The sequence below is a fragment of the Citrobacter sp. Cpo100 genome, assembly GCF_030332595.1.
In the GTDB taxonomy this organism is placed as follows: Bacteria; Pseudomonadota; Gammaproteobacteria; order Enterobacterales; family Enterobacteriaceae; genus Citrobacter; species Citrobacter portucalensis.
Genome location: NZ_JAOWHM010000026.1, coordinates 296,608 through 320,011 on the forward strand (window position 1 = coordinate 296,608; position 23,404 = coordinate 320,011).

Genomic DNA, 23,404 nt, shown 5'->3' on the forward strand with positions numbered 1-23,404 from the left:
ATGAATCGAAGATCTCTATGTATGGGGGAGCGAAGGCATGATGATTTGGAGGAGAGCCGCTGGCGGCGAATAATCGAACTGAGATCGATTGAGAGTCCGCTTCGCCAAAAGCAAAAAACCCGCCATAGGCGGGTTCTTCTAAATAGTGGTGCCCGGACTCGGAATCGAACCAAGGACACGGGGATTTTCAATCCCCTGCTCTACCGACTGAGCTATCCGGGCAACGAGGCGCATTAAAACCGATTCGCTTCGTTTCGTCAACGAAATTTCTTCAAATCAACGCAGACTGCACAATCTATCACCACATTGTTGCTATTGCACGCATTCTCAGGCAAAAAATGCCGTCCACGCGGCGGAAAGCGGCATTGCCAGCAGAAGGGCAGGAAGCATATTCACAACCGCAAACATTTTGATTCCACAAATACGTAAACCGGTTGCCAACAACAGTAGCCCACCTACGGCGCTGAAATCGGCCATCATGGCTGGCGTCGTTAGGGGCAAAATCATTGCCGCGCAGGTGGCAAGCGTTAACTGGATTGCCAGCATTGGTACACAAATTGCCGATACCGCGATACCTAATGAACAGGCGAAGATGATGGCCGTGAAGAAATCAAGAAACGATTTGGCGATTAAAATATTCGGGTCGCCGGTCATCCCTTCATGTATAGCCCCGAAGATCCCGGTACCACTGGCGCAAAATAGCACGATGATGGCCACATAGCTCTGGATGAAGGATTCGTGCGTGGTGTTGGCATCCGACCGGGTGAAAAGCTGCTGCGCTTTGGCAACCGCGGTATTGATCCCTTTTTCCAGATAACAGAACTCGCCAATTAATGCACCGACCAACGTAGCCAGGACCATCACCGGTAGGTTAGCGCACTTGATAACCAGCAAAATACCAATCCCCAAAGAGCACAGTCCGAATATGGAGGTCATGGAGGCACGAATGCGTTCCGGTAAATGCTGGCTGAGTAGTGCGCCGAGAACACCACCAAATAAAATGGCGCCAGCATTAATAAAGGGTCCAATTACCACGTTTGCTCCTGCATACCCATTATCGTCTTGATGCTAAAGGCAATTCTCTGGGTAAAATATGTTTTCAGATTGCATTATTATGCCGCGATTGGCAGACGAAATGCTTGTTTATCTGTGAGGTTCAGGCTCCGGATTTTATCTTGCGCCTGAAAGTGAAAGGTGCCATGATTGCGCGAATTTTCTCCTGTCTGAATGGGGCTGCCTGGGATGATATTACTCCCCCTACATCGCCTTCAACATCGCCTTTTTGCGCGACGTTTGCCCCTTCCTGCGACTTATCTTTACGCTCCCACCATGCGGTGAGGGCAGCGCACGCTCACTGCAGGATAACAGTAAAATCAGAGGCTATCTGCTTTTACTGATGTCTGGCGGTCGGGGCTGGTAACCAGTTTGACCTGTCATTTCGTGGGCAAAGCAATATGGCTTTGTCCGGGACTTTTGATTTTCCCGAAACGGGTTATTGCGCTTATGAAATCAATGAAAATTGCCGCCAGTGGAGAACTGGTTTCTCGTCTGTCCAGCCATCGTCAGGTGGTGTCGCTGGACAGTACTGATTTTACTGACGTTGCGGCAGTCGTCATTACCGTTGCGGATAGCCGCAGCGGGATCCTTGCTTTGCTGAAACGCACCGGTTTTCATATACCCGTGTTTCTGTTCGCAGAGTCGGATGTTGATCTGCCGGCGGGCGTGAATGCGGTCATTCGCGGTCAGGCGCAGGACTGGCTGGAGCTGGAGTCTGCTGCCTGTCAGTATGAAGAAGATTTGCTGCCGCCGTTCTATGACACGTTGACTCAGTATGTCGAGATGGGGAACAGCACATTTGCCTGCCCAGGACATCAACACGGTGAGTTCTTTAAAAAGCATCCCGCGGGGCGCCATTTCTACGAGTTCTTTGGCGAGAATCTGTTTCGCGCGGATATGTGCAACGCCGACGTTAAGCTTGGCGATCTGCTGATTCATGAAGGCTCGGCGAAACATGCGCAGAAATTTGCCGCGAAAGTTTTCCACGCGGATAAAACCTACTTTGTGCTGAACGGGACCTCTGCGGCCAATAAAGTAGTAACCAATGCGCTGCTGACGCGCGGCGATCTGGTGCTGTTTGACCGTAATAACCATAAGTCGAACCACCACGGTGCGCTGATCCAGGCGGGTGCGACGCCGGTGTATCTGGAAGCGGCGCGTAATCCGTTTGGCTTTATTGGTGGTATTGACGAGCACTGCTTTGATGAGGAGTATCTGCGCCAGCAACTTCGCGAGGTTGCGCCGCAAAAGGCCGATCAACCGCGCCCGTTCCGTCTGGCGATCATTCAGCTCGGCACCTATGACGGTACGATCTACAATGCCCGGCAGGTGATCGACAAGATCGGTCATCTGTGTGATTACATCCTGTTTGACTCCGCATGGGTCGGCTACGAACAATTTATTCCGATGATGGCCGATGGGTCACCGCTGCTGTTGGATCTCGATGCTAACGATCCGGGGATCTTTGTCACCCAGTCGGTACACAAACAGCAGGCCGGATTCTCGCAAACTTCGCAGATCCACAAAAAGGATAACCATATTCGCGGTCAGGCGCGGTTCTGCCCGCATAAGCGTCTGAATAATGCATTTATGCTGCATGCTTCTACCAGTCCGTTTTACCCGCTGTTTGCGGCGCTGGATGTTAACGCCAAAATCCATGAAGGCGAGAGCGGCCGTCGGCTGTGGGCGGAGTGTGTGACGCTGGGCATTGAGGCCCGTAAAGCAATACTTACCCGCTGTAAGATGATTCAGCCGTTTGTTCCCCCGGTAGTTGATGGCAAACCGTGGGAAAGCTATCCGACACAGGTGATTGCCAGCGAGCGTCGCTTCTTTAGCTTCGAACCAGGTGCTAAATGGCATGGTTTTTCCGGCTACGCGCGCGACCAGTATTTCGTTGACCCTTGCAAACTGCTGTTAACCACTCCGGGCATTGACTCACAAACCGGGCAATATACCGAGTTTGGTATTCCGGCGACGATTCTGGCGCATTACCTGCGTGAAAACGGCATCGTGCCGGAGAAATGCGACCTTAACTCGATTCTGTTCCTGCTGACCCCGGCAGAAAGCGCAGAGAAACTGGCGCAACTGGTGGCGATGCTGGCGCAGTTTGAGCAGCATATTGAAGACGATACGCCGCTGGCAGATGTGCTGCCCACCATCTTCAATAAGTATCCGGTACGCTATCGGGATTACACCCTGCGTGAACTGTGCCAGGAGATGCACTCACTGTACGTCAGCTTTGATGTGAAAGATCTGCAAAAAGCGATGTTCCGTCAGGAAAGTTTACCTGCCGTGGCGATGAACCCACAGGATGCGAACAGCGCTTTTATCCGTGGTGATGTTGAACTGGTGCGGATTAGTGAAGCAGCTGGCCGCATTGCGGCGGAAGGTGCGCTGCCTTATCCTCCGGGCGTGCTGTGCGTGGTACCGGGCGAAGTATGGGGTGGGGCGGTACAGCAATATTTTCTGGCGCTGGAAGAGGGCGTAAACCTGCTGCCAGGCTTCTCGCCGGAGCTGCAAGGTGTTTACAGTGAAACGGATGCAGACGGTATTAAGCGTCTGTATGGATATGTGGTGAAGTAAGCGCAAAAAAAGCGGGTTACCTTTTGGTAACCCGCTTTTCTCTGCGTAAACGTTAGTGCGCGATAGTCTGTGTGCCTGCTGGAACGCGTACGTGTTTGTATTTAAACAGCGCAACGAAGGCAAAAGCCAGAACCAGCGAGTAACCTGCGAAGATCAACCACACGGTCTGCCAGTCGGTAATACCGTTCAGCGTATAGTGTTCAACGACTTTACCGCTCACCAGTCCGCCCAGAATACAACCGAAGCCGTTGGTCATCATCAGGAACATACCCTGTGCGCTGGCGCGGATTTCAGGGCGTACTTCTTTCTCCACGAACACAGAACCAGAGATGTTGAAGAAGTCGAAGGCGCAGCCGTAAACAATCATCGACAGAACCAGCAGCACGGTACCGAACGGCGTTGGATCGCCGTAGGCAAACAGGCCGAAGCGCAGCATCCACGCCACAATACTGATAAGCATCACGTTCTTAATACCGTAACGGCTTAAGAAGAACGGGATGGTCAGGATAAACAGCGTCTCGGAAATCTGTGAAATCGACATCATCACCGATGCGTGTTCCACGATAAAGCTACCGGAGAACAGTGGGTTGTTATCGAAGCTGTGCAGGAAGGTGTTACCAAACATATTGGTAATCTGCAGCTCTGCGCCCAGCATCATTGAGAAGATGAAGAAAATCGCCATACGCTTGTTTTTAAACAGCGCGAAAGCATCCAGACCGAGCATTGATGTCCAGCTCTGGTTTTTCTGCTGATTGGCAACCGGAATATGCGGCAGCGTCAGGGTGAACAGTACCAGTACCAGGGACAATGTCGCACCGATGTACAGCTGCATATGGCTCAGTTCAAAGCCGGAGAAGCTCACGGCCCACATCGCCAGAATAAAGCCGATGGTGCCCCAGATACGAATTGGCGGGAAGTCGGTAACGATATCCATCCCGGCAGATTGCAGGCGATAGTAGGAGATGGTGTTGATTAGCCCCAGTGTTGGCATATAGGCCAGGGAGTTAAGCAAGATCACAAAGAACATGGCCCCTGGCGTGGTGACTTCGGCTGCGGCAAACAGCGTTCCTGCACCGACCAGGTGGCAAAGGGCGTAAACCCACTTCGCACTGATCCATTTATCGGCCACGATCCCTAACAGCGTTGGCATAAGCACGGCGGCGATCCCCAGCGAGCTATACACCGCGCCAATGGATGCACCATCGAATTTAAGGGTGACAAACATATAGGAGCCGAGGGTAGTGAGCCAACTACCCCATAAGCAGAACTGCAGAAACGAGAGAACTTTCAGCTGCAGCTTAAGATTCATGTTAATTTCCTCACACCGTAATGCGGATGAATGTTTTAAAAGGCACATTTGCCGTGGCTATATGATGTGATTCTATCAATGAGATGCACTCTTTTTTTGTTACCTGTGACAAATATTTGCAAACAATTTCTGATTGCAAAGCAAAAGAGTGATGGAGTTAACATTTTTTGTGCTTCAGGCCCCCGTTTTAGGGGGCTGAAGAGGAATACATTAGCGGCGTCGATAGGATTTTTGTGCGGAATTGACCTTGTAAAGGTATCGGCGTGATTCAGCAGAGGGATGTCGGGTGGTCAGCGTTTGATAAACGTCACCAGGAGACATGCTGTTAATGATATTCGCGGCCTGAATTTTATCGTTCGAAAACACGCGTAGCACGCTGCCCGCACCGCCGTTATACGCGGTGATTACCGCATAGCGGCGTGAGGTCGGATTATCGATACCACCTAAATAGACATTGTTGAGCATTGCCAGATAGGCCGTGCCGGTATCAATGTTGCTGGCCGGATCAAACAAGAAGCTACGGCTTGGTGTGCCTGAGCGACCTTGCGAGCGGAACACATCTTTCCCGGCGCTGTGCTGTACCACCTGCATCAGTCCCAGCGCATCGGCATGGCTCACCGCATACGGGTTAAACGAGGATTCGGTTTGCATGATAGCCAGAATCAGCGACTCGTCGACGCCATACTTACGTGAAGCCTGACGCACCATACCGACGTATTTATGCGCGCGCTTATCAAGGTGGTTCGGCACCAGATTGATCGTCACGCTATAGATGATACGCAGGCCATTGCTGCGGCTTTTAAGTCGTGTTTGCAGCAGGTAGTTGGCAAAGTTGGTGGCACGCCCCTCCCAACGAATGGGCTGGCCGGTATTATCAACCACCTGTCCGTACAGGAATGGCTCTTTGGAAATCTTAATGTCGTCGACATCGGAATAGAGGTCGATAGAACCCGGATCATCGCCCATCAGCAATGTCTTGATAATCGCCCGACGCAGGTGTCCGGTGGGATCTGTCCCGGCAATGGTCTCGACGGTTATCGTACCGTCATCAAAGTTGATATGGCTGCGGGTTTGATACTGATCGGTATACTTGACGTAGTCCTTCGGACCCGCAATCAGCACTTCCTTAAATCCCCACAAATTCTCAATATTATGGGCAAATTGCCCCATCAGAATATCAAAACCGTTGGTATCCTTGACCCAGGCTTCGTTATAGGAATCGCCTTTTTTGGTCGAACTGGAACAGGAGATGAGCAACGGCGCAATAACGGCAAGCGCGAGAAATTTTTTCATCATTCCGGGAGTGCGTGTTGTGTTTGTTGTTTGCAAGGACCAGATTAAAACGTAGGCCGGATAAGCGCAGCGCCATCCGGCAACGGTTCTTATGATTCTGGCGTATAGCCTTCAATATGCACATCCTTACCTTCAAACAGGAAGTTAATCATCTCCTGTTCCAGTAACTTACGGTGTTCGACGTTCATCATATTGAGTTTTTTCTCGTTAATCAGCATGGTCTGTTTATGCTGCCATTGCGCCCATGCTTCTTTAGAAATCTCGTTATAAATGCGTTTTCCCAGATCGCCCGGGTACAGCTGAAAATCCTGGCCTTCTGCTTCGCGTTGCAGGAAAGTGCAAAAAATCGTTCTGCTCATAAAAAGTCCTCTTTATCGTCCGGTACGTTAAACGTGTGTACCGGCACGTAATTGCTGTAACAAACGCTCCACGGGAGCCGCCAGTCCGACCGACGGCGGTTGCGCTAAGTTATACCAGAGCGCGTTGCCTTCATCCATGCATGAGGTGAATGAAGACACGGGAAGCCACATAGGCACAATATCTAAGTGGAAATGGCTAAAGGTATGGCGAAACGCATTAAGTTGGGTCAGATTATCTGCGTTAATTTGTCGTTGCGCCAGCCAGTTGCGCAGTCCATCTTCATCGTCAAACTGCGGAAAACAGTATAAACCACCCCATAAGCCGCTGGGCGGTCGCTGTGCGAGCAGCACTTCATCATCATGCTGCATCAGTAAAAAATAGCCCGTTCGTTCCGGTAGCGTCTGTTTGGGCTTTTTACCGGGATACAGCGCCCAACTTGCATTGGCGCTCGCCACACAGCCATTTTCCAACGGACACAGGGAACATTTAGGTTTTGAGCGCGTACAGACCATCGCGCCTAAATCCATCATCGCCTGATTAAAACGCTCAACACCCTGGGCCGGCGTAACTTGCTCGCTCAGCTCCCACAGCTTCTTTTCGACCTCTTTTTTACCCGGCCAGCCGCTTACAGCATAACAGCGAGCCAGCACGCGTTTGACGTTACCGTCGAGAATCGGAAAATGCTGACCCAGAGAGAGAGAAAGGATCGCGCCTGCGGTTGAACGTCCGACGCCAGGTAGGGCGGCTACTTCATCAAAGGTTTGCGGAAATATACCGCTATGCAGCGTCACAACCTGCTGCGCGGCTTTATGCAGATTTCGCGCACGGGCGTAATAACCCAGCCCGGTCCACAAATGCAGAACTTCATCCAGCGGCGCATGGGCTAAATCCGTTACCGTTGGGAAGCGCGACATAAAGCGCTCAAAATAAGGGATAACGGTCGCAACCTGAGTTTGTTGCAGCATTACCTCAGAGAGCCATACTTTGTAAGGCGTCTTGTCAATTTGCCAGGGCAGCGTTTTCCGCCCGTATTTGTCGTACCAGCTCAAAACCTGAGCCGAAAATTGAGACGCTTGCATGATTACCGTTTCATTATTGCCGGGGGCAAGATTGCAGCACAGCGGCAACGGGGTGTAAACCGGAACTTTCCGCTGCTCACTTTCTTCCTTTACTTGCATCCGGCAACTAACTTTGGATAATGCCCGTTTTCAGAACTCAAACACAGCAGACTAAACTTTTATGAAGAACGACGTCATTTCACCGGAATTTGATGAAAACGGCCGCCCTCTGCGCCGGATTCGTAGTTTTGTTCGTCGCCAGGGGCGACTGACGAAAGGGCAGGAACACGCGCTGGAAAACTACTGGCCGGTGATGGGCGTTGAGTTCAGCGAAGAGCCTGTAGATTTCGCAGAACTGTTTGGCCGTGACGCGCCAGTCACGCTGGAAATCGGTTTTGGTATGGGAGCGTCGCTGGTTGCAATGGCGAAAGCGCGTCCGGAACAGAATTTCCTCGGCATTGAGGTTCACTCACCTGGCGTTGGTGCGTGTCTGGCTTCAGCCCATGAAGAGGGTGTCGAGAACCTGCGCGTCATGTGCCATGATGCCGTTGAAGTCCTGCATAAAATGATTCCTGACAATTCTTTATCTATGGTTCAGCTGTTTTTCCCTGACCCGTGGCATAAAGCACGTCATAATAAACGCCGTATCGTTCAGGTACCGTTTGCTGAGCATATCTTAAGTAAGCTGAAGCTGGGCGGTGTGTTCCATATGGCGACCGACTGGGAAGCGTATGCGGAGCACATGCTTGAAGTGATGTCCTCGATTGACGGGTATAAAAACCAGTCAGAGAGTAACGATTATGTACCGCGCCCGGAATCGCGCCCGGTAACCAAATTTGAACAACGTGGTCATCGTCTTGGCCACGGCGTATGGGACTTAATGTTCGAGAGGGTGAAATAATGGCAAAGAACCGTAGCCGTCGTCTGCGTAAAAAGATGCACATCGAAGAATTCCAGGAAGTAGGATTTTCGGTTGCATGGCGTTTCCCGGAAGGTACATCTGGAGAGCAGGTCGATCAAATCGTTGATGACTTTATCAATGAAGTCATCGAACCGAACAAGCTGGCTTTTGACGGCAGCGGCTATCTGGCCTGGGAAGGTCTGATCTGTCTGCAGGAAATCGGCAAATGCACCGAAGAACACCAGGCAATCGTGCGTAAGTGGCTGGAAGAGCACAAACTCGAAGAAGTGCGTACCAGCGAACTTTTCGATATTTGGTGGGACTAAGTAGCACAGGGTCGGCAAATGCCGGCCCGATTTGTATTGAGGGAAAGATATGATGCGCAAAACGCTGCTGGCGGCAGTCCTAACGTTCACGGCGATGGCCGCACATGCAGATTACCAGTGCAGCGTCACCCCGCGTGACGATGTGATTTTGAGCCCACAAACGGTGCAGGTGAAGGGCGAGAATGGCGACCTGGTTATTACCCAGGCTGGTGATGTCACCTTCAACGGTAAACAGTACAACCTGAACGCCGCACAGCGTGAGCAGGCCAAAGATTATCAGGCGGCGTTGCGTAGCAGCCTGCCGTGGATCGACGAAGGTGCCAGAGCGCGCGTAGAGAAAGGTCGCGTGGCGCTGGACAAAATAATCGCCAAAGAGGTCGGTGAAAGCAGCAACATGCGTGACCGCTTAACCAAGCTGGATGCGCAATTGAAAGAGCAGATGAACCGCATCATCGAGCATCGAACTGATGGCCTGACTTTCCATTATAAGGCGATTGATCAGGTCCGCGCGGACGGACAACAGCTGGTGAATCAGGCGATGGGCGGCATTTTGCAGGACAGCATCAACGAGATGGGAGCGAAAGCCGTGCTCAAAGGCGGTGGTAATCCACTGCAGGGCGTACTCGGAAGCCTCGGTGGTTTGCAGACCTCAATTCAGAACGAATGGAAGAGTCAGGAACAAGACTTCCAGCAGTTTGGCAAAGATGTTTGTTCCCGCGTTGTGACGCTGGAAAACGATCGTAAAACGCTGGTTAGCACTCTGAAATAATCTTCACCTCTTATTAACGGCACAGAAACATTCTGTGCCGTTTTATTTTGTATATTTCTGTTTTTTTGATATCCATCTCTAAGAACGGCAATTTGGTGGAGATATAAATCTGGTTAATTGGAACTCGTCACATTATTCATCTGTAGGATAGACATAATGCTGCAAATTCAAGTAACTGGAGAAATAACATGGAGTTTTTCAAGAAAACGGCACTTGCCGCACTGGTTATGGGTTTCAGCGGCGCGGCGCTTGCACTGCCAAACATCACCATTTTAGCGACCGGCGGAACGATTGCCGGCGGTGGTGATTCCGCGACAAAATCTAACTACACGGCAGGCAAGGTTGGCGTAGAAAATCTGGTTGAGGCCGTACCTCAATTGAAAGATATCGCTGTCGTTAAAGGCGAGCAGGTGGTGAATATCGGCTCCCAGGATATGAATGACGAAGTCTGGTTAACGCTGGCGAAAAAGATTAATACCGAGTGTGATAAAACCGACGGCTTCGTGGTAACACATGGTACGGATACCATGGAAGAAACCGCCTATTTCCTCGACCTGACCGTCAAGTGCAACAAGCCGGTGGTGCTGGTCGGTGCAATGCGTCCGTCTACGGGTATGAGCGCTGATGGCCCGTTCAACTTGTATAACGCGGTAGTAACTGCCGCAGACAAAGCCTCTGCCAACCGCGGAGTGCTGGTGGTGATGAACGACACCGTTATGGATGGTCGTGACGTGACTAAAACCAACACTACCGACGTCGCTACCTTCAAATCCGTTAACTACGGCCCGCTGGGTTACATCCATAACGGTAAAATCGACTACCAGCGTACGCCTGCGCGTAAGCACACCACGTCTACTCCGTTCGATGTGTCTAAGCTGACCGAGCTGCCGAAGGTTGGGATTGTTTATAACTACGCTAACGCCTCCGATCTGCCGGCAAAAGCGCTGGTGGATGCGGGTTACGCTGGGATCGTCAGTGCGGGTGTAGGTAACGGTAACCTGTATAAAACCATTTTCGATACGCTGGCAACCGCCGCGCATAAAGGTACCGTTGTAGTGCGTTCATCCCGTGTACCAACGGGCGCCACTACACAGGATGCAGAAGTTGATGATGCAAAATACGGATTTGTGGCTTCAGGTTCCCTGAACCCGCAAAAAGCACGTGTTCTGCTGCAGCTTGCGCTGACTCAAACCAAGGATCCTAAGCAGATCCAGGAAATGTTTAATCAGTATTAATCGATGAAGGTGGCTGCGCTTACCGCCCTAACCCTGTAGGCCGGATTAGACGCAGCCGCCATCCGGCAATTTTCCTGATGGCGCTACGCTTATCAGGCCTACGTTCACCAGCCATCACTCCGCCAGAAACAGCTCCAGCAGCGAATTCAAGAACAGCTTACCGTGTTGGGTAATCTGCCAGTACTCATCGCATTCACTCAGGTAGCCCTGGGAAATAGCCTCATCGATCTGTCGACGAATAACGTCTTCGGTAAGACCGGTATATTGCGTGAACTCCGCGCGAGGCGCGGCTTCCAGCAGCCGGAAACGGTTCATGAAGAACTCGAACGGCTTATCGGCTTCGGCGACATCGCGCTGGCTTTCGAGATAACGCCCTTGCATATACCCACGCGGATGCCGTGTTTTGGTGGTGCGCAGGATGCGTCCGTCAGGGAATGTGATCTTACCGTGTGCGCCGCAGCCAATGCCAAGATAGTCGCCAAAACGCCAGTAGTTAAGGTTGTGCTGACACTGATAACCCGGTCTGGCGTAGGCTGAGGTTTCGTACTGCTGATATCCCGCGGCGGTAAGTAGCTGGTGGCCTTGCTCAAAAATATCCCACAGCGCGTCATCGTCCGGTAAAACCGGCGGTCGGGAACCGAACAGCGTGTTGGGTTCGATGGTCAACTGATACCAGGAAAGATGCGGTGGGTTGAGCGCGATGGCCTGCTGTAAATCGCCCAGCGCCTCTTCCAGCGTCTGATCCGGTAAACCATGCATCAGGTCGAGGTTAAAACTGCGTAGCCCCAGACCGCTCGCCAGGTGTGCTGCTCGTTTGGCTTCTTCCGGCCCGTGAATACGTCCCAGACGTTCGAGTTTGGCGGAGCTAAAGCTCTGTACGCCAATCGAGATACGGTTGACGCCAGCGCGTTGATAATCCACAAAGCGATCGGCTTCCACCGTCCCGGGATTCGCCTCCATCGTGATTTCTGCATCTTCGGCCAGATTCAGCCGTGCTCGCACGCCGTCGAGCAGCGTTTGCATCGCCGGGCCAGAAAGCAGGCTCGGCGTGCCACCACCGATAAAAATCGTCTTTACTTCACGGCCCTGGGCATGGGCCACCTCAGTATCCAGATCGCTCAGTAGATGCTGCACATAGTCGTCATGAGGGACTTCGCCCTTTAGCGCATGCGAGTTGAAGTCGCAGTACGGGCATTTCTGCACGCACCACGGGATGTGAATATAAAGACTTAGCGGCGGAAGCTTAACCATTACGCAGGGCATCCAGCAGCAGCTTCAGCGCCTGGCCGCGGTGAGAAATTGCACTCTTTTCTTCACGGGTCAGTTCGGCTGCGGTTTTCCCTTCAGACGGCACAAAGAAGATCGGGTCGTAGCCAAAACCACCGTTTCCGGCAGGTTCACGGGTAATCACGCCCGGCCAGCTTCCGTGGCACACAACAGGCGTTGGATCGTCTGCATGGCGCATATACACCAGCACGCAGTGGAACTGCGCCTGGCGTTTGTCATCAGGTATATCCTGCAGGGTGTGAAGCAGTTTTTCCAGGTTCTGCTGATCGGTCGCATCTTCGCCGGAATAGCGGGCTGAATAGATACCCGGCGCGCCGCCAAGGGCATTTACTGCCAGACCTGAGTCATCAGCAATGGCCGGTAAGCCGGTAATTTGCGCGGCATGACGCGCCTTCAGAATGGCGTTCTCAATAAACGTCAGCCCGGTCTCGTCTGCAGAATCAACACCCAGTTCCGTTTGGGCAACAACATCAAGACCGAAATCACTCAGAAGAGAGGCGAGTTCACGCACTTTACCGGCATTGCCGGTCGCGAGGACAACTTTTTGCATGGGATACCTAATCAGTTAACGCCGCAATTTCGGGCGGGATCTGTTGCGGATGAATGATTTTAACCTGTTTGTGACGTCCAAGCTCGCCCTTCTCAATGACGACCTGGCTTTTTGCCACACGGAACTGTTTACCGAGAAACTTCACCAGATGGCTATTGGCCTGGCCATCAACCGGTGGGGCGGTAATGGCGACTTTAACTTCGTCGCCATGTAAACCCACAATACTGTCACGGCTGGCTTTAGGCTGAATGTAGAGCCGTAAAACCAGACCGTCGTCGCAGGGTGTAACGGCACTCATAGCGCCATCCACAGCCCCGGCAGCAGCATGTTGCCTGTCGCCTGTAACACTTCCGCGATGCCCATGTTAATAACGTAGAGCAGCAGAACCAGAATCATTGGGGAGAAATCGATCCCGCCCATGCCTGGAAGTATGCGACGAATAGGACGCAGCAGCGGATCTGCCAGTTGAATCAGCACGTACTCTACAGGACTGCGGCCCTGGCTGACCCAGCTCATAATCGCCATCACCAGCAGCACCCAGAAAATCAACAGCCCGATAGTCTTCAGGACAATCAGTACGGCGGCGATCCAGATGATCGGCTGGAACGTGACCACCTTAAACAGCACGATTGCTTTGATAAAGCTGAGAACGAGCGCAACTAATGCCGATGCGCTGTCGATCGGCCCCATCGGGGGAATAATGCGGCGTAACGGCCCAATGATGGGCTGAGTGATTTTCACTATAAACTGCGAGAACGGGTTGTAAAAATCGCAGCGAGACCATTGCATCCACACGCGCAGCAGCAGCGCCATGGTATACAGCTCAATTACCGTTGAGAGCAGGAAGGTCAACGTATTCATGGTGTTCCTTAGTTTTCCTTATTTTTTAGTGTAATCACGAGCACCAAAAATGGCAGTGCCAATGCGCACCATCGTGCTACCCGCCGCGATGGCGGCATCCATATCATCAGACATTCCCAGTGAGAGAGTGTCGATGCCTGGGTAGCGTGTTTTCAACCCGGCAAATGCTACCGCCATTTGCTGTGCAACTTCAAACTGCCTTACATAATCTGACTCTGGAGCCGGAATCGCCATCAGACCACGCAGGGTAATGCGCGGCAGTGCAGCGACTTCAGCGGCCAGTGCATCAAGCTCTGCCAGCGGAATTCCTGACTTACTGTTCTCATCGCTGATATTAATTTGAATCAGTACATTGAGCGGCGGCAGTTCCGCCGGGCGCTGTTCGCTCAGACGGGCAGCGATACGCAGACGGTCGATCGTATGGCACCAGTCAAAGTGCTCAGCGACCAGACGACTTTTGTTGGACTGCAGCGGGCCGATAAAGTGCCACTGCAGATCGTTGACGCCTTTTTCCTGGAAGTAGCGGATCTTATCCACCCCTTCCTGCACATAGTTTTCACCGAAGGCACGCTGCCCTGCGGTAATGGCTTCTTCGATGGCGCTCGCAGGTTTGGTTTTACTGACTGCAAGCAACGTAACTTCTTCTGAAGACCGCCCGCAACGCGTCGCGGCGGCTGAGATTTTGTCCCGGACATGTGCCAGGTTATGCGCGATATCGTTCATTTTCCGAGGATGTTCATATGAATATGGAAGAAATAGTGGCCCTTAGTGTAAAGCATAACGTGTCGGATCTACACCTGTGCAATGCATGGCCTGCGCGCTGGCGCATACGTGGAAAAGTCGAAATCGCACCCTTTACTACGCCTGACGTGGAGAATCTGCTGATGTGCTGGCTCAGTGAGCAACAACAGGTACAGTGGCGGGAACAGGGGCAGGTAGATTTTGCTATTGCGCTGGCAGGTTCCCGGCGGCTGCGCGCCAGTGCTTTTGCTCATCAACAGGGAACCTCGCTGGCGCTAAGATTGCTCCCGCTTGATTGCCCACGTTTAGACGATCTCCAGACCCCTGACGTCATACCTGAACTGCTGCGCAGTGAAAATGGGTTAATTCTGGTGACAGGCGCTACCGGTAGCGGTAAATCAACGACCCTGGCGGCGATGGTTGAGTACCTTAATCAGCAAGTTGCGGGGCATATTCTGACGCTGGAAGACCCGATTGAATATCGCTACACCAGCCAGCGTTGTCTTATTCAACAACGGGAGGTGGGCGTACACTGCGCTTCTTTTGCCGCCGGTTTACGCGGCGCGCTGCGTGAAGATCCCGACGTCATTTTGCTGGGCGAACTGCGCGACGCGGAAACCATTCGTCTGGCACTAACGGCAGCGGAAACCGGGCATCTGGTGCTGGCAACGTTACATACGCGAGGGGCGGCGCAGGCCATCGCGCGGCTGGTGGATACCTTTCCCGCACAGGAGAAAGATCCGGTGCGTAATCAGCTGGCAGACAGCCTACGGGCGGTACTTTCGCAAAAGCTGGAGGAAGATAAACTGGGAGGACGCGTGGCGCTATTTGAGCTGCTCGTCAACACGCCAGCCGTGGGCAATTTGATTCGTGAAGGGAAAACGCATCAGCTGCCCGGCGTAATTCAAACCGGGCAACAGACAGGTATGCAGACATTTGCACAAAGTCAGCAGCAGCGTCAGGCGCAGGGACGGATTTAGTAACCCTGCTCGAAATAGCTTTCGAGGATGACCACGGCAGAAGCGGAATCTACTTTGCCTTTATTCAACGCCCGGTATCCGCCTTGTTCGAACAGGCCGGAGCGGGCCTCGACGGTGCTCAAGCGTTCATCGTGCAGCGTTACGGTTACGCCAAAGCGACCGTGAATACGGTTAGCGAACTTACGTGCGCGCGCGGTAAGGGGCTGTTCTGTGCCATCCATGTTGAGTGGTAGGCCGACAATGATTTCATCCGGCTGCCATTCTTTCAGCAGGCGTTCAATCAAACTCCAGTCTGGCGTACCGTCCTGCGCCTTAATGGCGGGCAACGGTCTGGCCGTACCGGTAATGCGCTGACCAACAGCAACACCAATACTTTTCGTACCAAAATCAAAAGAGAGTAATGTTCCGCTCATCAGGCATGTCCCGCCACGCCAGGCATGGTCTGAATATCTATCCCGATAAGCTTCGCCGCATCGCGCCAGCGGTCGGCAATCGGCGTTTTGAATAAGATGTTGAGGTCTGCGGGCGCCGTGAGCCAGGCGTTATCCAGTAACTCTTGTTCCAGTTGACCTTTTTCCCATGATGAATAACCCAGCGCAACCAGCACTTCGGACGGTTGTTCTTGTGTGCCCAGGGTTTCTAGTACATCGCGGGAGGTGGTGATGATGGTGTTATCTGAAATGCGGATACTGGATGCAAAACGTGACGGCGGGGTATGCAGAATAAATCCACGGTCTTCTGCCAGCGGGCCGCCGAGCATCACTGGTTTATCCAGACGAATGGCCGGATCGCGTTCTTCTGGGGTAATCTTCAGCTTTTCCAGAATCCCTTCAATTTGTAAGTTTTCCAGAGGCTTATTAACGATAATCCCCATTGCTCCGTTCTCATTATGTTCACAGATGTACACCACGGAACGGCGGAAAATCGGATCCTGGAGAGCAGGCATGGCAATCAGAAAGTGATGCTGTAAATTCATTGTCAGAGGTTCTGTTTCCTGGTTCAAAAAAGCAACAGAGCCCAGTATGTGGGCAAAGCTCGAAGATGTCACCCTCTGAAGATAGCATTGCCGGATGACGGCTTCGCCTAATCCGGTCTGCGGGGTGCAATTTCAGGCCGGATAAGACGCGATGGCGTCGCTATCCGGCAACGTATTTACTTCTGCAAACGCGCCTCAATGGCATCCATCAGCATACCGGTAATCGAAACCGGGAACTCCGCTTCGATTTCACGAATACAGGTTGGGCTGGTAACGTTAATTTCCGTCAGACGATCGCCAATGATATCCAGACCGACAAAAATCAAACCTTTCGCTTTCAGCGTTGGCCCAATGCGACGTGCAATTTCCCAGTCGCTGTCGGTCAAAGGACGCGGCTCGCCACGACCGCCAGCGGCCAGGTTGCCACGGGTTTCGCCGCCCTGCGGAATACGCGCCAGGCAATAAGGAACGGGTTCGCCATCGACCACCAGGACGCGTTTATCGCCATCTTTAATTGCTGGCAGATAGTTCTGCGCCATGCAGTAGCGGGTACCGTGCTCGGTCAGCGTTTCAGCAATGACGCCAAGGTTCGGGTCGCCTTCCTTCACACGGAAAATAGATGCGCCGCCCATACCATCCAGCGGTTTGAGAATGATGTCGCTGTGTTTTTGCCAGAAGGCTTTCAGCTGCGCTTTGTTACGCGTGACCAGCGTTTCCGGCGTCAGGTCGGCAAACCATGCGGTGAACAGCTTTTCGTTGCAGTCGCGCAGGCTCTGCGGTTTGTTGACGATCAGCGTCCCTTTTTCTTCTGCACGTTCCAGAATATAGGTAGCGTAGATGAACTCGGTATCAAACGGCGGATCCTTACGCATCAGAATAACGTCCAGGTCTGCCAGCGGGAGATCCTGCTCGCTCTTGAACTCATACCATTTGTCGTAGTTCTGCTCTACGCTCAGGGTACGCGTATGGGCGCGGGCTTCACCGTTGATCAGATAAAGATCGGCCATCTCCATATAATGAATTTCGTAACCGCGACGTTGCGCTTCCAGCAGCATAGCGAAGCTGGAATCTTTCTTGATGTTGATGCTTGCGATGGGATCCATCACGATGCCGAGCTTGATCATTTTCTTCTCCGTTTATGCCTTAGCCCAGATCGCCAAAACGCACCTGTAGCGCAGTAATGGCGGTGAGCGCGGTTGTCTCAGTACGCAGAACGCGAGGTCCTAACAGAATATCAGTAAACTGATAACGTGCGGTCATGGCAATTTCATCTGCCGACAACCCGCCTTCCGGGCCAATCAGCAAGCGGATGCGCTCCACCGGCAGCGGCAGCGTATTGATGCTGGCGCTGGCGCGCGGATGCAGGTTCAGTTTCAGACCTTCGTCCTGTTCCGCGCACCATGCTTCCAAATCCATTGCCGGGCGAATTTCGGGAACCCGGTTTCGACCGCACTGTTCGCAGGCGGCAATGGCGATTTTCTGCCACTGCTGGAGCTTCTTGTTCAGGCGTTCACTGTCCAGTTTAACGCCGCAGCGCTCAGAAAAAAGTGGCGTAATGAGGCTTACACCCAGTTCGATCGATTTCTGGATAGTGAATTCCATTTTTTCACCGCGCGACATCACCTGACCCAGGTGGATGTGCAAGGGCGACTCACGATCGTCGAGTTCAGCGTTAAGTACCTTCACGTCCACGCTTTTTTTACTGGCGTGGGTGATTTCAGCATCGAATACCTGATTGCTGCCATCAAACAGCTGTAGCGCCTGGCCCGGTCCCATACGCAGCACGCGGCCGATATGGTTGGCTGCATCTTCACACAGTGAAATTTGGCTGCCGGAAGTGATTGGCTCAGGGTGATAAATGCGAGGAATGCGCATAGTTAAACATCCGCGTCATGGCCCTGGGCTACGAAATGCCAGGGCATGGTTAAAAATATTGACGCTAGTGTAGGTTAGCTCTTTTGCGCCTGGCAAGCGCGTTGCACATATGGGTTATGGTTCCCCTGTACCTTTGCAATGCGTTCGTCGCGCTCACACTCCCAGTCGGTGACCGGATATTGCTTATTCCAGGCGTTAAAAAGCTGAGTTTGCTGGCGGGAGAGCGTTAGATCGTACTGGTCGCGCATGTAAAAATAGGTACGAGCAATGGCACCGCGGGCGCGGGCCGGCGGCTCGGCAACTTTCTCTTTGAAGTCGACCTTCATGGCGCATTGCCCATACTGACCCTCGCCACCGTTCCACTGGCTGTACATGAAGTTAGCGCGATCGCCATTTACCTCACCCACCGCAGGTTGCAGGTTATGCATGTCGCTTTCCATCTTACGGTAGACCGGATCTTTGGCGCAGTTTTTACGCCCTCCGTCCTGCCAGCACTGACGCTGATGACCAAATTGCCAGGCGGGGACAACGTGCTCCCATTCAATTCGACTGGCGCGGTTTTCATTTTTTCGCACTTTATAGCCGCAGGATTCGAGGTCAACGACCCCTTTTTTGCCTTGCCAGTTAATTTTACAACCGCAGTAGAAATCGCCCGGCGCATCGGCGTTAACCTTGACGCCTGCTGCTTTTGCCTGAGAAAAACTGTTGATGCCTTCGGCTAAAACCGGGCCTGAAAACGCAGCGGCTAACAGGGCCGCAGCAAAAGAAAAATGACGGTACATCACAAACTCCGTGTCAAAACGAGCCCGCAACGTAGCGAAAGTTATTCCAGTATGCAATCAGTTAGGTCAGAAAAGTTCCTGATAATTCTGAAGATTATTCTGCAACCAGCGGTTCGCCGCAGTGAACACAGCGGTAGGTGGCCTCACCGCGTACAACGCGGTTATGGCGGCGGACGGTCAGTTGGTGCTCCTGACACTTACAGCGGTAAGTAAAGGTCTTGCGCTGCACCGATTGCAGTTCAAACTGATGCGTGCGCCGGGCCGGTACGCCCAGAACGCTTTCCATCATCCATTTCCACTCTTTCCCGTGTGGCGGCACGCGCCCAAAGTGTTTCCACACCAGTAAATGCGCCAGTTCATGGGGCACAACTTCGTTAATGAATGCGTCGACGTTTTCCATCAGCAGGACGGGATTAAGGCGAATTTCATAGGTTTGTAGCCACGCAGTGCCGGCGGCGGTGCCGCGCTGTTGGTAAACCAGCTTTGGCTCCGGATATTGGCGCTCGAGCTTGAGATTGGCCTGGGCGAGTTTTTCCCGCAGGCTACGCATAACGGCTTGTTGGATGGCGATAGGGAGACGGGAGGTTTTCATAACGCCAGAGGATAGTGCGACAGGGAAGGGACTGCAAGAGGAAGGCTTCCTCCGCTGGGGAGGAAGCCTTTGGTGATTAGTCGTGTGCGCCAATTTCGCGCAGTTTACGACCCTTCATCAGGTTACGCTCAATGTGTTCCAGAGAGACGTTTTTAGTTTCAGGGATCAGCCACAGAGTCAGGAAGATGAACAGTACGTTCAGGCCGCCGTAGACCCAGAAGGTGTTGGCGCTGCCCAGCGAGTTCAGCATCGTCAGGAAGGTTGCGCCGACGATCATGTTGGCAATCCAGTTGGTTGCAGTAGAGCAGGTGATGCCGAAATCGCGGCCTTTCAGCGGCTGGATTTCAGAGCACAGTACCCAAATCAGCGGACCGGCGCTCATGGCAAAGCCAACGATAAACATCAGCAGCATCAGTACTGCGAAGTATTGTGCGGATGCCGAGTGAATACCCACGTGCATCATTGTACCCAGCACGCCCATACCAACGGCCATCACGATAAAGCCAAGGATCAGCGTAGGCTTGCGGCCCCAACGGTCAACCAGGCCAATGGCGATAAAGGTTGCCAGCACGTTGGTCAGACCGACGATAACAGTCCCCCACATCTGCTCGGTGGTGTTGGTGTAGCCCGCCAGCTCAAAGATTTTCGGTGCGTAATACATGATGACGTTCATCCCGGTGAACTGCTGCATCACCTGCAACAGAACGCCAAGGAATACCGCACGACGGAAGTTGCTGTTTTCTTTAAACAGCGCCCAGCCACTCTGCTTTACCTGCAGACTTTCACGGATTTCATCCAGCTCGCGTTTGGCTTCTGCGCTGGTGTCACGCAGACGCAACAGGACGCGTTCAGCATCAACAAAACGACGTTTAGCTGCAAACCAACGTGGGCTGTCCGGCAGGAAGATAACGCCAACCAGAAGCAGCAGGGCAGGGATGATGATTACACCCAGCATCCAGCGCCATGCGCCGCTGTAGCTAAAGGCTGTATCGGAAAGATACGCGCCCAAAATACCGATGGTGATCATCAACTGATACATAGAGATCATGCTGCCACGAATCTTTTCCGGGGCAATTTCAGACAGGTATAGCGGCGCGGTATAAGACGCAACGCCTACAGCCAGGCCGAGCAGCACGCGGGAAACCAGCAGGACTTCAACGTTTGGCGCAGCGGCGGAGAACAGTGAACCCGCAACAAACAAGATCGCACCGATCATCAGGCTTTTTTTGCGTCCCAGTTTGAAGGAGAGCCAACCGCTGCCGACAGCACCTACCGCCGCACCAAACATCATGGAACTCACCACCCATTCCTGAGTGTGCGGGGTAATTTGAAACTCGTCGGTGATGAACGGTAAAGCACCGGCAATAACACCGATATCCAGGCCAAAAAGTAATCCAGCCAGGGCTGCCAGAAAGCAGACAAAAAATGTCATGGCTTTGTTGGAACGCCCCGTTTTTTTATTGTCAGGCATGATGCCCTCCGGTTGGGTAGCTAGTTTTGTTGATGTTAAGGGTAGGTGAGTACGGGGTAAAAAAATGCGAATCACATCACATTAGTGTAATCGCTTACACTGTCATTCATGCGGATTATTGGTTAATTCATTGAAAGTTAACATTATTTATTGGGATTAAATAATGTTGGTCGTCTGAATTTAAGACAATGATGAAATATAATGTAACAGTGATGCAAGTGTGCTGGATAAGAGATGTTAATTCAAGGTAGAGGGAAATATGGTGTGATGTAATCGCTTTCATTTTCATTTAAAGCAATAGTAATCAGCGCGGTTTGGTGATGGATGTGGGAGAGGAAATAGGTATAAAAAAAGACCAGCGCGAGGCTGGTCTTCATAAGCGTTAAGTCTGGTTTAAATTACTTCAGACCGGCAGCGTCGCGCAGCAACTGTGCTTTGTCGGTTTTTTCCCATGGGAAATGTTCGCGACCAAAGTGACCGTAAGCAGCGGTTTCTTTGTAAATCGGGTGCAGCAGATCCAGCATCTGAATCAGGCCATACGGGCGCAGGTCGAAAAACTCACGCACCAGAAGGGTCAGCTGCTCTGAAGGCACTTTTTCAGTACCGAACGTTTCCACCATGATAGATGTCGGTTCTGCCACGCCGATTGCGTAGGAAACCTGAATCTCACAACGGTCAGCCAGGCCTGCGGCAACGATGTTTTTCGCTACGTAACGGGCTGCATAGGCTGCGGAACGGTCAACTTTAGACGGATCTTTACCAGAGAATGCACCGCCGCCGTGACGCGCCATGCCGCCGTAGGTATCAACGATGATTTTACGACCGGTCAGACCGCAGTCGCCCATCGGGCCGCCGATAACGAAACGACCAGTTGGGTTGATGAAGAATTTGGTCGAAGCGGTCAGCCATTCAGTCGGCAGTACCGGCTTGATGATCTCTTCCATAACGGCTTCTTGCAGCGATTTCTGGTCGATATCTTCAGAGTGCTGAGTAGACAGAACAACCGCATCAATACCGACGATTTTGCCGTCGTCATACTGGAAGGTTACCTGGCTTTTGGCATCCGGACGCAGCCAGGATAAGGTGCCGTTTTTACGCACTTCAGCCTGACGCTGCACCAGACGGTGAGCATAGGTAATAGGTGCTGGCATCAGCACGTCGGTTTCGTTGGTTGCATAACCAAACATCAGGCCCTGGTCGCCTGCGCCCTGTTCCAGCGGATCGGCACGGTCAACACCCTGGTTGATGTCCGGAGACTGTTTACCAATCGCGCTCAGTACCGCGCAAGAGTTGGCGTCAAAGCCCATGTCGGAATGCACATAGCCAATTTCGCGAACCGTGTTACGGGTGATCTCTTCGATATCAACCCATGCGCTAGTGGTGATCTCACCGCCAACTAAAACCATACCGGTTTTGACGTAGGTTTCGCAGGCAACGCGTGCTTTTGGATCCTGTTCCAGGATTGCATCCAGCACAGCATCAGAGATTTGGTCAGCGATTTTGTCAGGATGCCCTTCTGATACGGACTCGGACGTAAAAAGGTGTTTTGCCATATTTAATTTCACCTAAGGAGAATTTGGTTAGCTCAAACTGTCGAGTGGAATAGCCATGTGTAGAAGATTCTACCATGAGTCTGCAGATGACGGACACTGGCAGTCTGAGTGTTAATCGGTATAGATGGATTAACATCTGGACGGCTATTTTAGGACAGTTCTTCGCCTGATTTCCAGCTTTTTTTGATTGAGGTCGCATTGTACTGAAAATGTAACTGGAAATTTTTCCTGACGGTGCTGGCAATGTGCATATTTATCTTTTGCTTTTTGACTTTCTTATCGGTATAAAACGCGGCGCGCGGCTCATATCCGTCATACTTCAAGTTGCATGTGCGTTGGCTTCCTCGCTCGCCCCAGTCACTTACTCATGTAAGCTCCCGGGGACTCTCTGCGTTGCCGCCTTCCCGCAACTCGAATTATTTAGGATAGACAAAAGCACACGACGTTTTCATCGTGTTGCCACTTCCAGCCGGGTTAAAACTTTAGCTTTGGCTTGTGGGTTCGTTCCGTAAGGAGCAACCGTGGAGGTGATACGAGATAATGAACCGTTGTATTCTGCAGAATCTGTCGCACCGTTCTGGTGTACATATGTCCCCCGCAATCTGCATCTCTGCTTTGCATACCTGTCGATGTTATATACACAAAATCATTTATGCTGCGTCGAGGCGGCAAGTGAATGAGTCCCCTGAACGTACGAGTAGTACGTGACTGGGGCGAATGAGCGTAGCCAACAAAGTGGCTGCATGAAGGATGAAGTGTATACCCATCTCGGCGTATCTCAGGACTCAAGAGCCGGTAACGGTCACTAAGAACTGAACAAGGGCGCTCTTGGTAAACAAGAGTTTT

24 protein-coding genes, 1 tRNA gene and 1 pseudogene are annotated in these 23,404 nt (G+C 52.3%); 7 read left to right on the top strand and 19 right to left on the bottom strand.

The features are described 5' to 3' along the window. Positions 1-146: 146 nt before the first annotated feature. Together OGX96_RS04900 and OGX96_RS04905 are read right to left on the bottom strand one after the other, a co-directional pair. Positions 147-222: transfer RNA gene (locus OGX96_RS04900), tRNA-Phe, on the bottom strand. Between the two features lie 105 nt (positions 223-327). Beyond that, positions 328-1,035 (bottom strand): DUF554 domain-containing protein, encoded by a 708-nt coding sequence (locus OGX96_RS04905; RefSeq protein ID WP_048215570.1) that lies wholly within the window; start codon positions 1,033-1,035, stop codon positions 328-330. Positions 1,036-1,503: 468 nt separating this feature from the next. Here OGX96_RS04905 and OGX96_RS04910 point away from each other — a divergent pair, with 468 nt between their 5' ends. Next, complete coding sequence (locus tag OGX96_RS04910; RefSeq protein ID WP_286582337.1) at positions 1,504-3,639, top strand: ornithine decarboxylase; 2,136 nt, start codon at positions 1,504-1,506, stop codon at positions 3,637-3,639. A 52-nt stretch (positions 3,640-3,691) separates the two neighbouring features. Here the strand turns inward: OGX96_RS04910 and OGX96_RS04915 are convergent, their stop codons facing one another. The 4 genes from OGX96_RS04915 to mutY all read right to left on the bottom strand — a co-directional run bounded on the left by OGX96_RS04915 (position 3,692) and on the right by mutY (position 7,680). Next, positions 3,692-4,948, bottom strand: a complete 1,257-nt coding sequence (locus OGX96_RS04915; RefSeq protein ID WP_071445575.1) for a nucleoside permease — start codon at positions 4,946-4,948, stop codon at positions 3,692-3,694. Between the two features lie 210 nt (positions 4,949-5,158). Further along, positions 5,159-6,244 (bottom strand): membrane-bound lytic murein transglycosylase MltC, encoded by a 1,086-nt coding sequence (gene mltC / locus OGX96_RS04920; protein WP_128611709.1) that lies wholly within the window; start codon positions 6,242-6,244, stop codon positions 5,159-5,161. A gap of 86 nt (positions 6,245-6,330) precedes the next feature. Next, a complete protein-coding gene (locus OGX96_RS04925) occupies positions 6,331-6,600 on the bottom strand; it encodes an oxidative damage protection protein (protein ID WP_003027126.1) in 270 nt (89 codons plus the stop codon). A 27-nt stretch (positions 6,601-6,627) separates the two neighbouring features. After that, a complete protein-coding gene (mutY, locus tag OGX96_RS04930) occupies positions 6,628-7,680 on the bottom strand; it encodes an A/G-specific adenine glycosylase (protein WP_286582340.1) in 1,053 nt (350 codons plus the stop codon). 160 nt (positions 7,681-7,840) lie between these two features. On the opposite strand from mutY, the gene trmB reads away from it, so the two are divergent. From trmB to ansB, 4 genes are all read left to right on the top strand, one after another. Then, complete coding sequence (gene trmB / locus OGX96_RS04935) at positions 7,841-8,560, top strand: tRNA (guanosine(46)-N7)-methyltransferase TrmB (RefSeq protein ID WP_003825406.1); 720 nt, start codon at positions 7,841-7,843, stop codon at positions 8,558-8,560. Further along, positions 8,560-8,886 (top strand): YggL family protein, encoded by a 327-nt coding sequence (locus OGX96_RS04940; RefSeq protein WP_003027115.1) that lies wholly within the window; start codon positions 8,560-8,562, stop codon positions 8,884-8,886. Before trmB ends, OGX96_RS04940 begins: the two co-directional genes overlap by 1 nt. A 49-nt stretch (positions 8,887-8,935) precedes the next feature. Continuing rightward, positions 8,936-9,655 carry a YggN family protein gene (locus OGX96_RS04945; protein ID WP_286582342.1) on the top strand — a complete coding sequence of 240 codons (720 nt, stop codon included), beginning with the start codon at positions 8,936-8,938 and terminating at the stop codon, positions 9,653-9,655. Positions 9,656-9,843: 188 nt separating this feature from the next. After that, positions 9,844-10,890 (top strand): L-asparaginase 2, encoded by a 1,047-nt coding sequence (gene ansB / locus OGX96_RS04950; RefSeq protein WP_003027108.1) that lies wholly within the window; start codon positions 9,844-9,846, stop codon positions 10,888-10,890. A gap of 114 nt (positions 10,891-11,004) precedes the next feature. Here ansB and hemW read toward each other — a convergent pair whose 3' ends face one another. The 5 genes from hemW to OGX96_RS04975 are packed head-to-tail and all read right to left on the bottom strand — an operon-like array spanning position 11,005 to position 14,311. Further along, entirely contained in the window at positions 11,005-12,141 is a 1,137-nt protein-coding gene (gene hemW, locus OGX96_RS04955; protein ID WP_003825412.1) for a radical SAM family heme chaperone HemW, read from the bottom strand. Further along, a complete protein-coding gene (locus OGX96_RS04960) occupies positions 12,134-12,727 on the bottom strand; it encodes an XTP/dITP diphosphatase (protein WP_003825414.1) in 594 nt (197 codons plus the stop codon). The genes hemW and OGX96_RS04960 overlap by 8 nt, the downstream gene beginning before the upstream one ends. A 7-nt stretch (positions 12,728-12,734) precedes the next feature. Then, complete coding sequence (gene yggU, locus OGX96_RS04965) at positions 12,735-13,025, bottom strand: DUF167 family protein YggU (protein ID WP_003027101.1); 291 nt, start codon at positions 13,023-13,025, stop codon at positions 12,735-12,737. After that, positions 13,022-13,588, bottom strand: coding sequence for a YggT family protein (locus tag OGX96_RS04970; RefSeq protein WP_003825417.1), 567 nt, complete (start codon positions 13,586-13,588; stop codon positions 13,022-13,024). Before OGX96_RS04970 ends, yggU begins: the two co-directional genes overlap by 4 nt. 18 nt (positions 13,589-13,606) lie before the next feature. Further along, the gene (locus tag OGX96_RS04975; protein ID WP_057067562.1) at positions 13,607-14,311 is read right to left on the bottom strand and encodes a YggS family pyridoxal phosphate-dependent enzyme; all 705 of its coding nucleotides are present in this window, start codon (positions 14,309-14,311) and stop codon (positions 13,607-13,609) included. 17 nt (positions 14,312-14,328) lie between these two features. Between OGX96_RS04975 and OGX96_RS04980 the strand changes: the two genes are divergently transcribed. After that, complete coding sequence (locus tag OGX96_RS04980) at positions 14,329-15,309, top strand: type IV pilus twitching motility protein PilT (RefSeq protein WP_286582344.1); 981 nt, start codon at positions 14,329-14,331, stop codon at positions 15,307-15,309. On the opposite strand, the gene ruvX is transcribed toward OGX96_RS04980, so the two are convergent. The 8 genes from ruvX to metK form a co-directional block, all read right to left on the bottom strand. Then, on the bottom strand, positions 15,306-15,722 hold the full coding sequence (gene ruvX, locus OGX96_RS04985) for a Holliday junction resolvase RuvX (protein ID WP_008785771.1): 417 nt from the start codon (positions 15,720-15,722) through the stop codon (positions 15,306-15,308). The two genes, OGX96_RS04980 and ruvX, sit on opposite strands and share 4 nt — an antisense overlap. After that, positions 15,722-16,285: a YqgE/AlgH family protein gene (locus OGX96_RS04990; RefSeq protein WP_003027086.1), complete on the bottom strand. Its 564-nt coding sequence runs from the start codon at positions 16,283-16,285 to the stop codon at positions 15,722-15,724. The genes ruvX and OGX96_RS04990 overlap by 1 nt, the downstream gene beginning before the upstream one ends. A gap of 176 nt (positions 16,286-16,461) precedes the next feature. Beyond that, positions 16,462-17,409 (bottom strand): glutathione synthase, encoded by a 948-nt coding sequence (gshB, locus tag OGX96_RS04995; protein ID WP_003027083.1) that lies wholly within the window; start codon positions 17,407-17,409, stop codon positions 16,462-16,464. Positions 17,410-17,428: 19 nt separating this feature from the next. Further along, positions 17,429-18,160 carry a 16S rRNA (uracil(1498)-N(3))-methyltransferase gene (gene rsmE, locus OGX96_RS05000; protein ID WP_008785768.1) on the bottom strand — a complete coding sequence of 244 codons (732 nt, stop codon included), beginning with the start codon at positions 18,158-18,160 and terminating at the stop codon, positions 17,429-17,431. A gap of 74 nt (positions 18,161-18,234) precedes the next feature. After that, on the bottom strand, positions 18,235-18,942 hold the full coding sequence (endA, locus tag OGX96_RS05005; protein WP_008785767.1) for a deoxyribonuclease I: 708 nt from the start codon (positions 18,940-18,942) through the stop codon (positions 18,235-18,237). A gap of 94 nt (positions 18,943-19,036) precedes the next feature. Further along, on the bottom strand, positions 19,037-19,534 hold the full coding sequence (locus OGX96_RS05010) for a SprT family zinc-dependent metalloprotease (protein WP_003825440.1): 498 nt from the start codon (positions 19,532-19,534) through the stop codon (positions 19,037-19,039). A 76-nt stretch (positions 19,535-19,610) separates the two neighbouring features. Further along, entirely contained in the window at positions 19,611-21,005 is a 1,395-nt protein-coding gene (gene galP, locus OGX96_RS05015) for a galactose/proton symporter (protein WP_008785766.1), read from the bottom strand. 398 nt (positions 21,006-21,403) lie between these two features. After that, positions 21,404-22,558, bottom strand: a complete 1,155-nt coding sequence (metK, locus tag OGX96_RS05020) for a methionine adenosyltransferase (protein WP_020996311.1) — start codon at positions 22,556-22,558, stop codon at positions 21,404-21,406. A 540-nt stretch (positions 22,559-23,098) separates the two neighbouring features. Here metK and yqgG point away from each other — a divergent pair. Beyond that, positions 23,099-23,200: pseudogene (gene yqgG, locus OGX96_RS05025) on the top strand (small protein YqgG); the annotation flags it as partial. Positions 23,201-23,404 lie beyond the last annotated feature (204 nt).

Excerpts from the sequence above, each read along its gene's own strand:
- mltC (WP_128611709.1), bottom strand. The coding sequence starts at position 6,244 with ATGATGAAAAAATTTCTCGCGCTTGCCGTTATTGCGCCGTTGCTCATC.
- OGX96_RS04910 (WP_286582337.1), top strand. The coding sequence starts at position 1,504 with ATGAAATCAATGAAAATTGCCGCCAGTGGAGAACTGGTTTCTCGTCTG.
- OGX96_RS04945 (WP_286582342.1), top strand. The coding sequence starts at position 8,936 with ATGATGCGCAAAACGCTGCTGGCGGCAGTCCTAACGTTCACGGCGATG.
- gshB (WP_003027083.1), bottom strand. The coding sequence starts at position 17,409 with ATGATCAAGCTCGGCATCGTGATGGATCCCATCGCAAGCATCAACATC.
- OGX96_RS04925 (WP_003027126.1), bottom strand. The coding sequence starts at position 6,600 with ATGAGCAGAACGATTTTTTGCACTTTCCTGCAACGCGAAGCAGAAGGC.
- ruvX (WP_008785771.1), bottom strand. The coding sequence starts at position 15,722 with ATGAGCGGAACATTACTCTCTTTTGATTTTGGTACGAAAAGTATTGGT.
- OGX96_RS04980 (WP_286582344.1), top strand. The coding sequence starts at position 14,329 with ATGAATATGGAAGAAATAGTGGCCCTTAGTGTAAAGCATAACGTGTCG.
- OGX96_RS04940 (WP_003027115.1), top strand. The coding sequence starts at position 8,560 with ATGGCAAAGAACCGTAGCCGTCGTCTGCGTAAAAAGATGCACATCGAA.
- rsmE (WP_008785768.1), bottom strand. The coding sequence starts at position 18,160 with ATGCGCATTCCTCGCATTTATCACCCTGAGCCAATCACTTCCGGCAGC.
- hemW (WP_003825412.1), bottom strand. The coding sequence starts at position 12,141 with ATGGTTAAGCTTCCGCCGCTAAGTCTTTATATTCACATCCCGTGGTGC.
- ansB (WP_003027108.1), top strand. The coding sequence starts at position 9,844 with ATGGAGTTTTTCAAGAAAACGGCACTTGCCGCACTGGTTATGGGTTTC.
- OGX96_RS04975 (WP_057067562.1), bottom strand. The coding sequence starts at position 14,311 with ATGAACGATATCGCGCATAACCTGGCACATGTCCGGGACAAAATCTCA.
- metK (WP_020996311.1), bottom strand. The coding sequence starts at position 22,558 with ATGGCAAAACACCTTTTTACGTCCGAGTCCGTATCAGAAGGGCATCCT.
- endA (WP_008785767.1), bottom strand. The coding sequence starts at position 18,942 with ATGTACCGTCATTTTTCTTTTGCTGCGGCCCTGTTAGCCGCTGCGTTT.
- OGX96_RS04970 (WP_003825417.1), bottom strand. The coding sequence starts at position 13,588 with ATGAATACGTTGACCTTCCTGCTCTCAACGGTAATTGAGCTGTATACC.
- galP (WP_008785766.1), bottom strand. The coding sequence starts at position 21,005 with ATGCCTGACAATAAAAAAACGGGGCGTTCCAACAAAGCCATGACATTT.
- OGX96_RS05010 (WP_003825440.1), bottom strand. The coding sequence starts at position 19,534 with ATGAAAACCTCCCGTCTCCCTATCGCCATCCAACAAGCCGTTATGCGT.
- mutY (WP_286582340.1), bottom strand. The coding sequence starts at position 7,680 with ATGCAAGCGTCTCAATTTTCGGCTCAGGTTTTGAGCTGGTACGACAAA.
- trmB (WP_003825406.1), top strand. The coding sequence starts at position 7,841 with ATGAAGAACGACGTCATTTCACCGGAATTTGATGAAAACGGCCGCCCT.
- OGX96_RS04960 (WP_003825414.1), bottom strand. The coding sequence starts at position 12,727 with ATGCAAAAAGTTGTCCTCGCGACCGGCAATGCCGGTAAAGTGCGTGAA.
- OGX96_RS04990 (WP_003027086.1), bottom strand. The coding sequence starts at position 16,285 with ATGAATTTACAGCATCACTTTCTGATTGCCATGCCTGCTCTCCAGGAT.
- yggU (WP_003027101.1), bottom strand. The coding sequence starts at position 13,025 with ATGAGTGCCGTTACACCCTGCGACGACGGTCTGGTTTTACGGCTCTAC.
- OGX96_RS04915 (WP_071445575.1), bottom strand. The coding sequence starts at position 4,948 with ATGAATCTTAAGCTGCAGCTGAAAGTTCTCTCGTTTCTGCAGTTCTGC.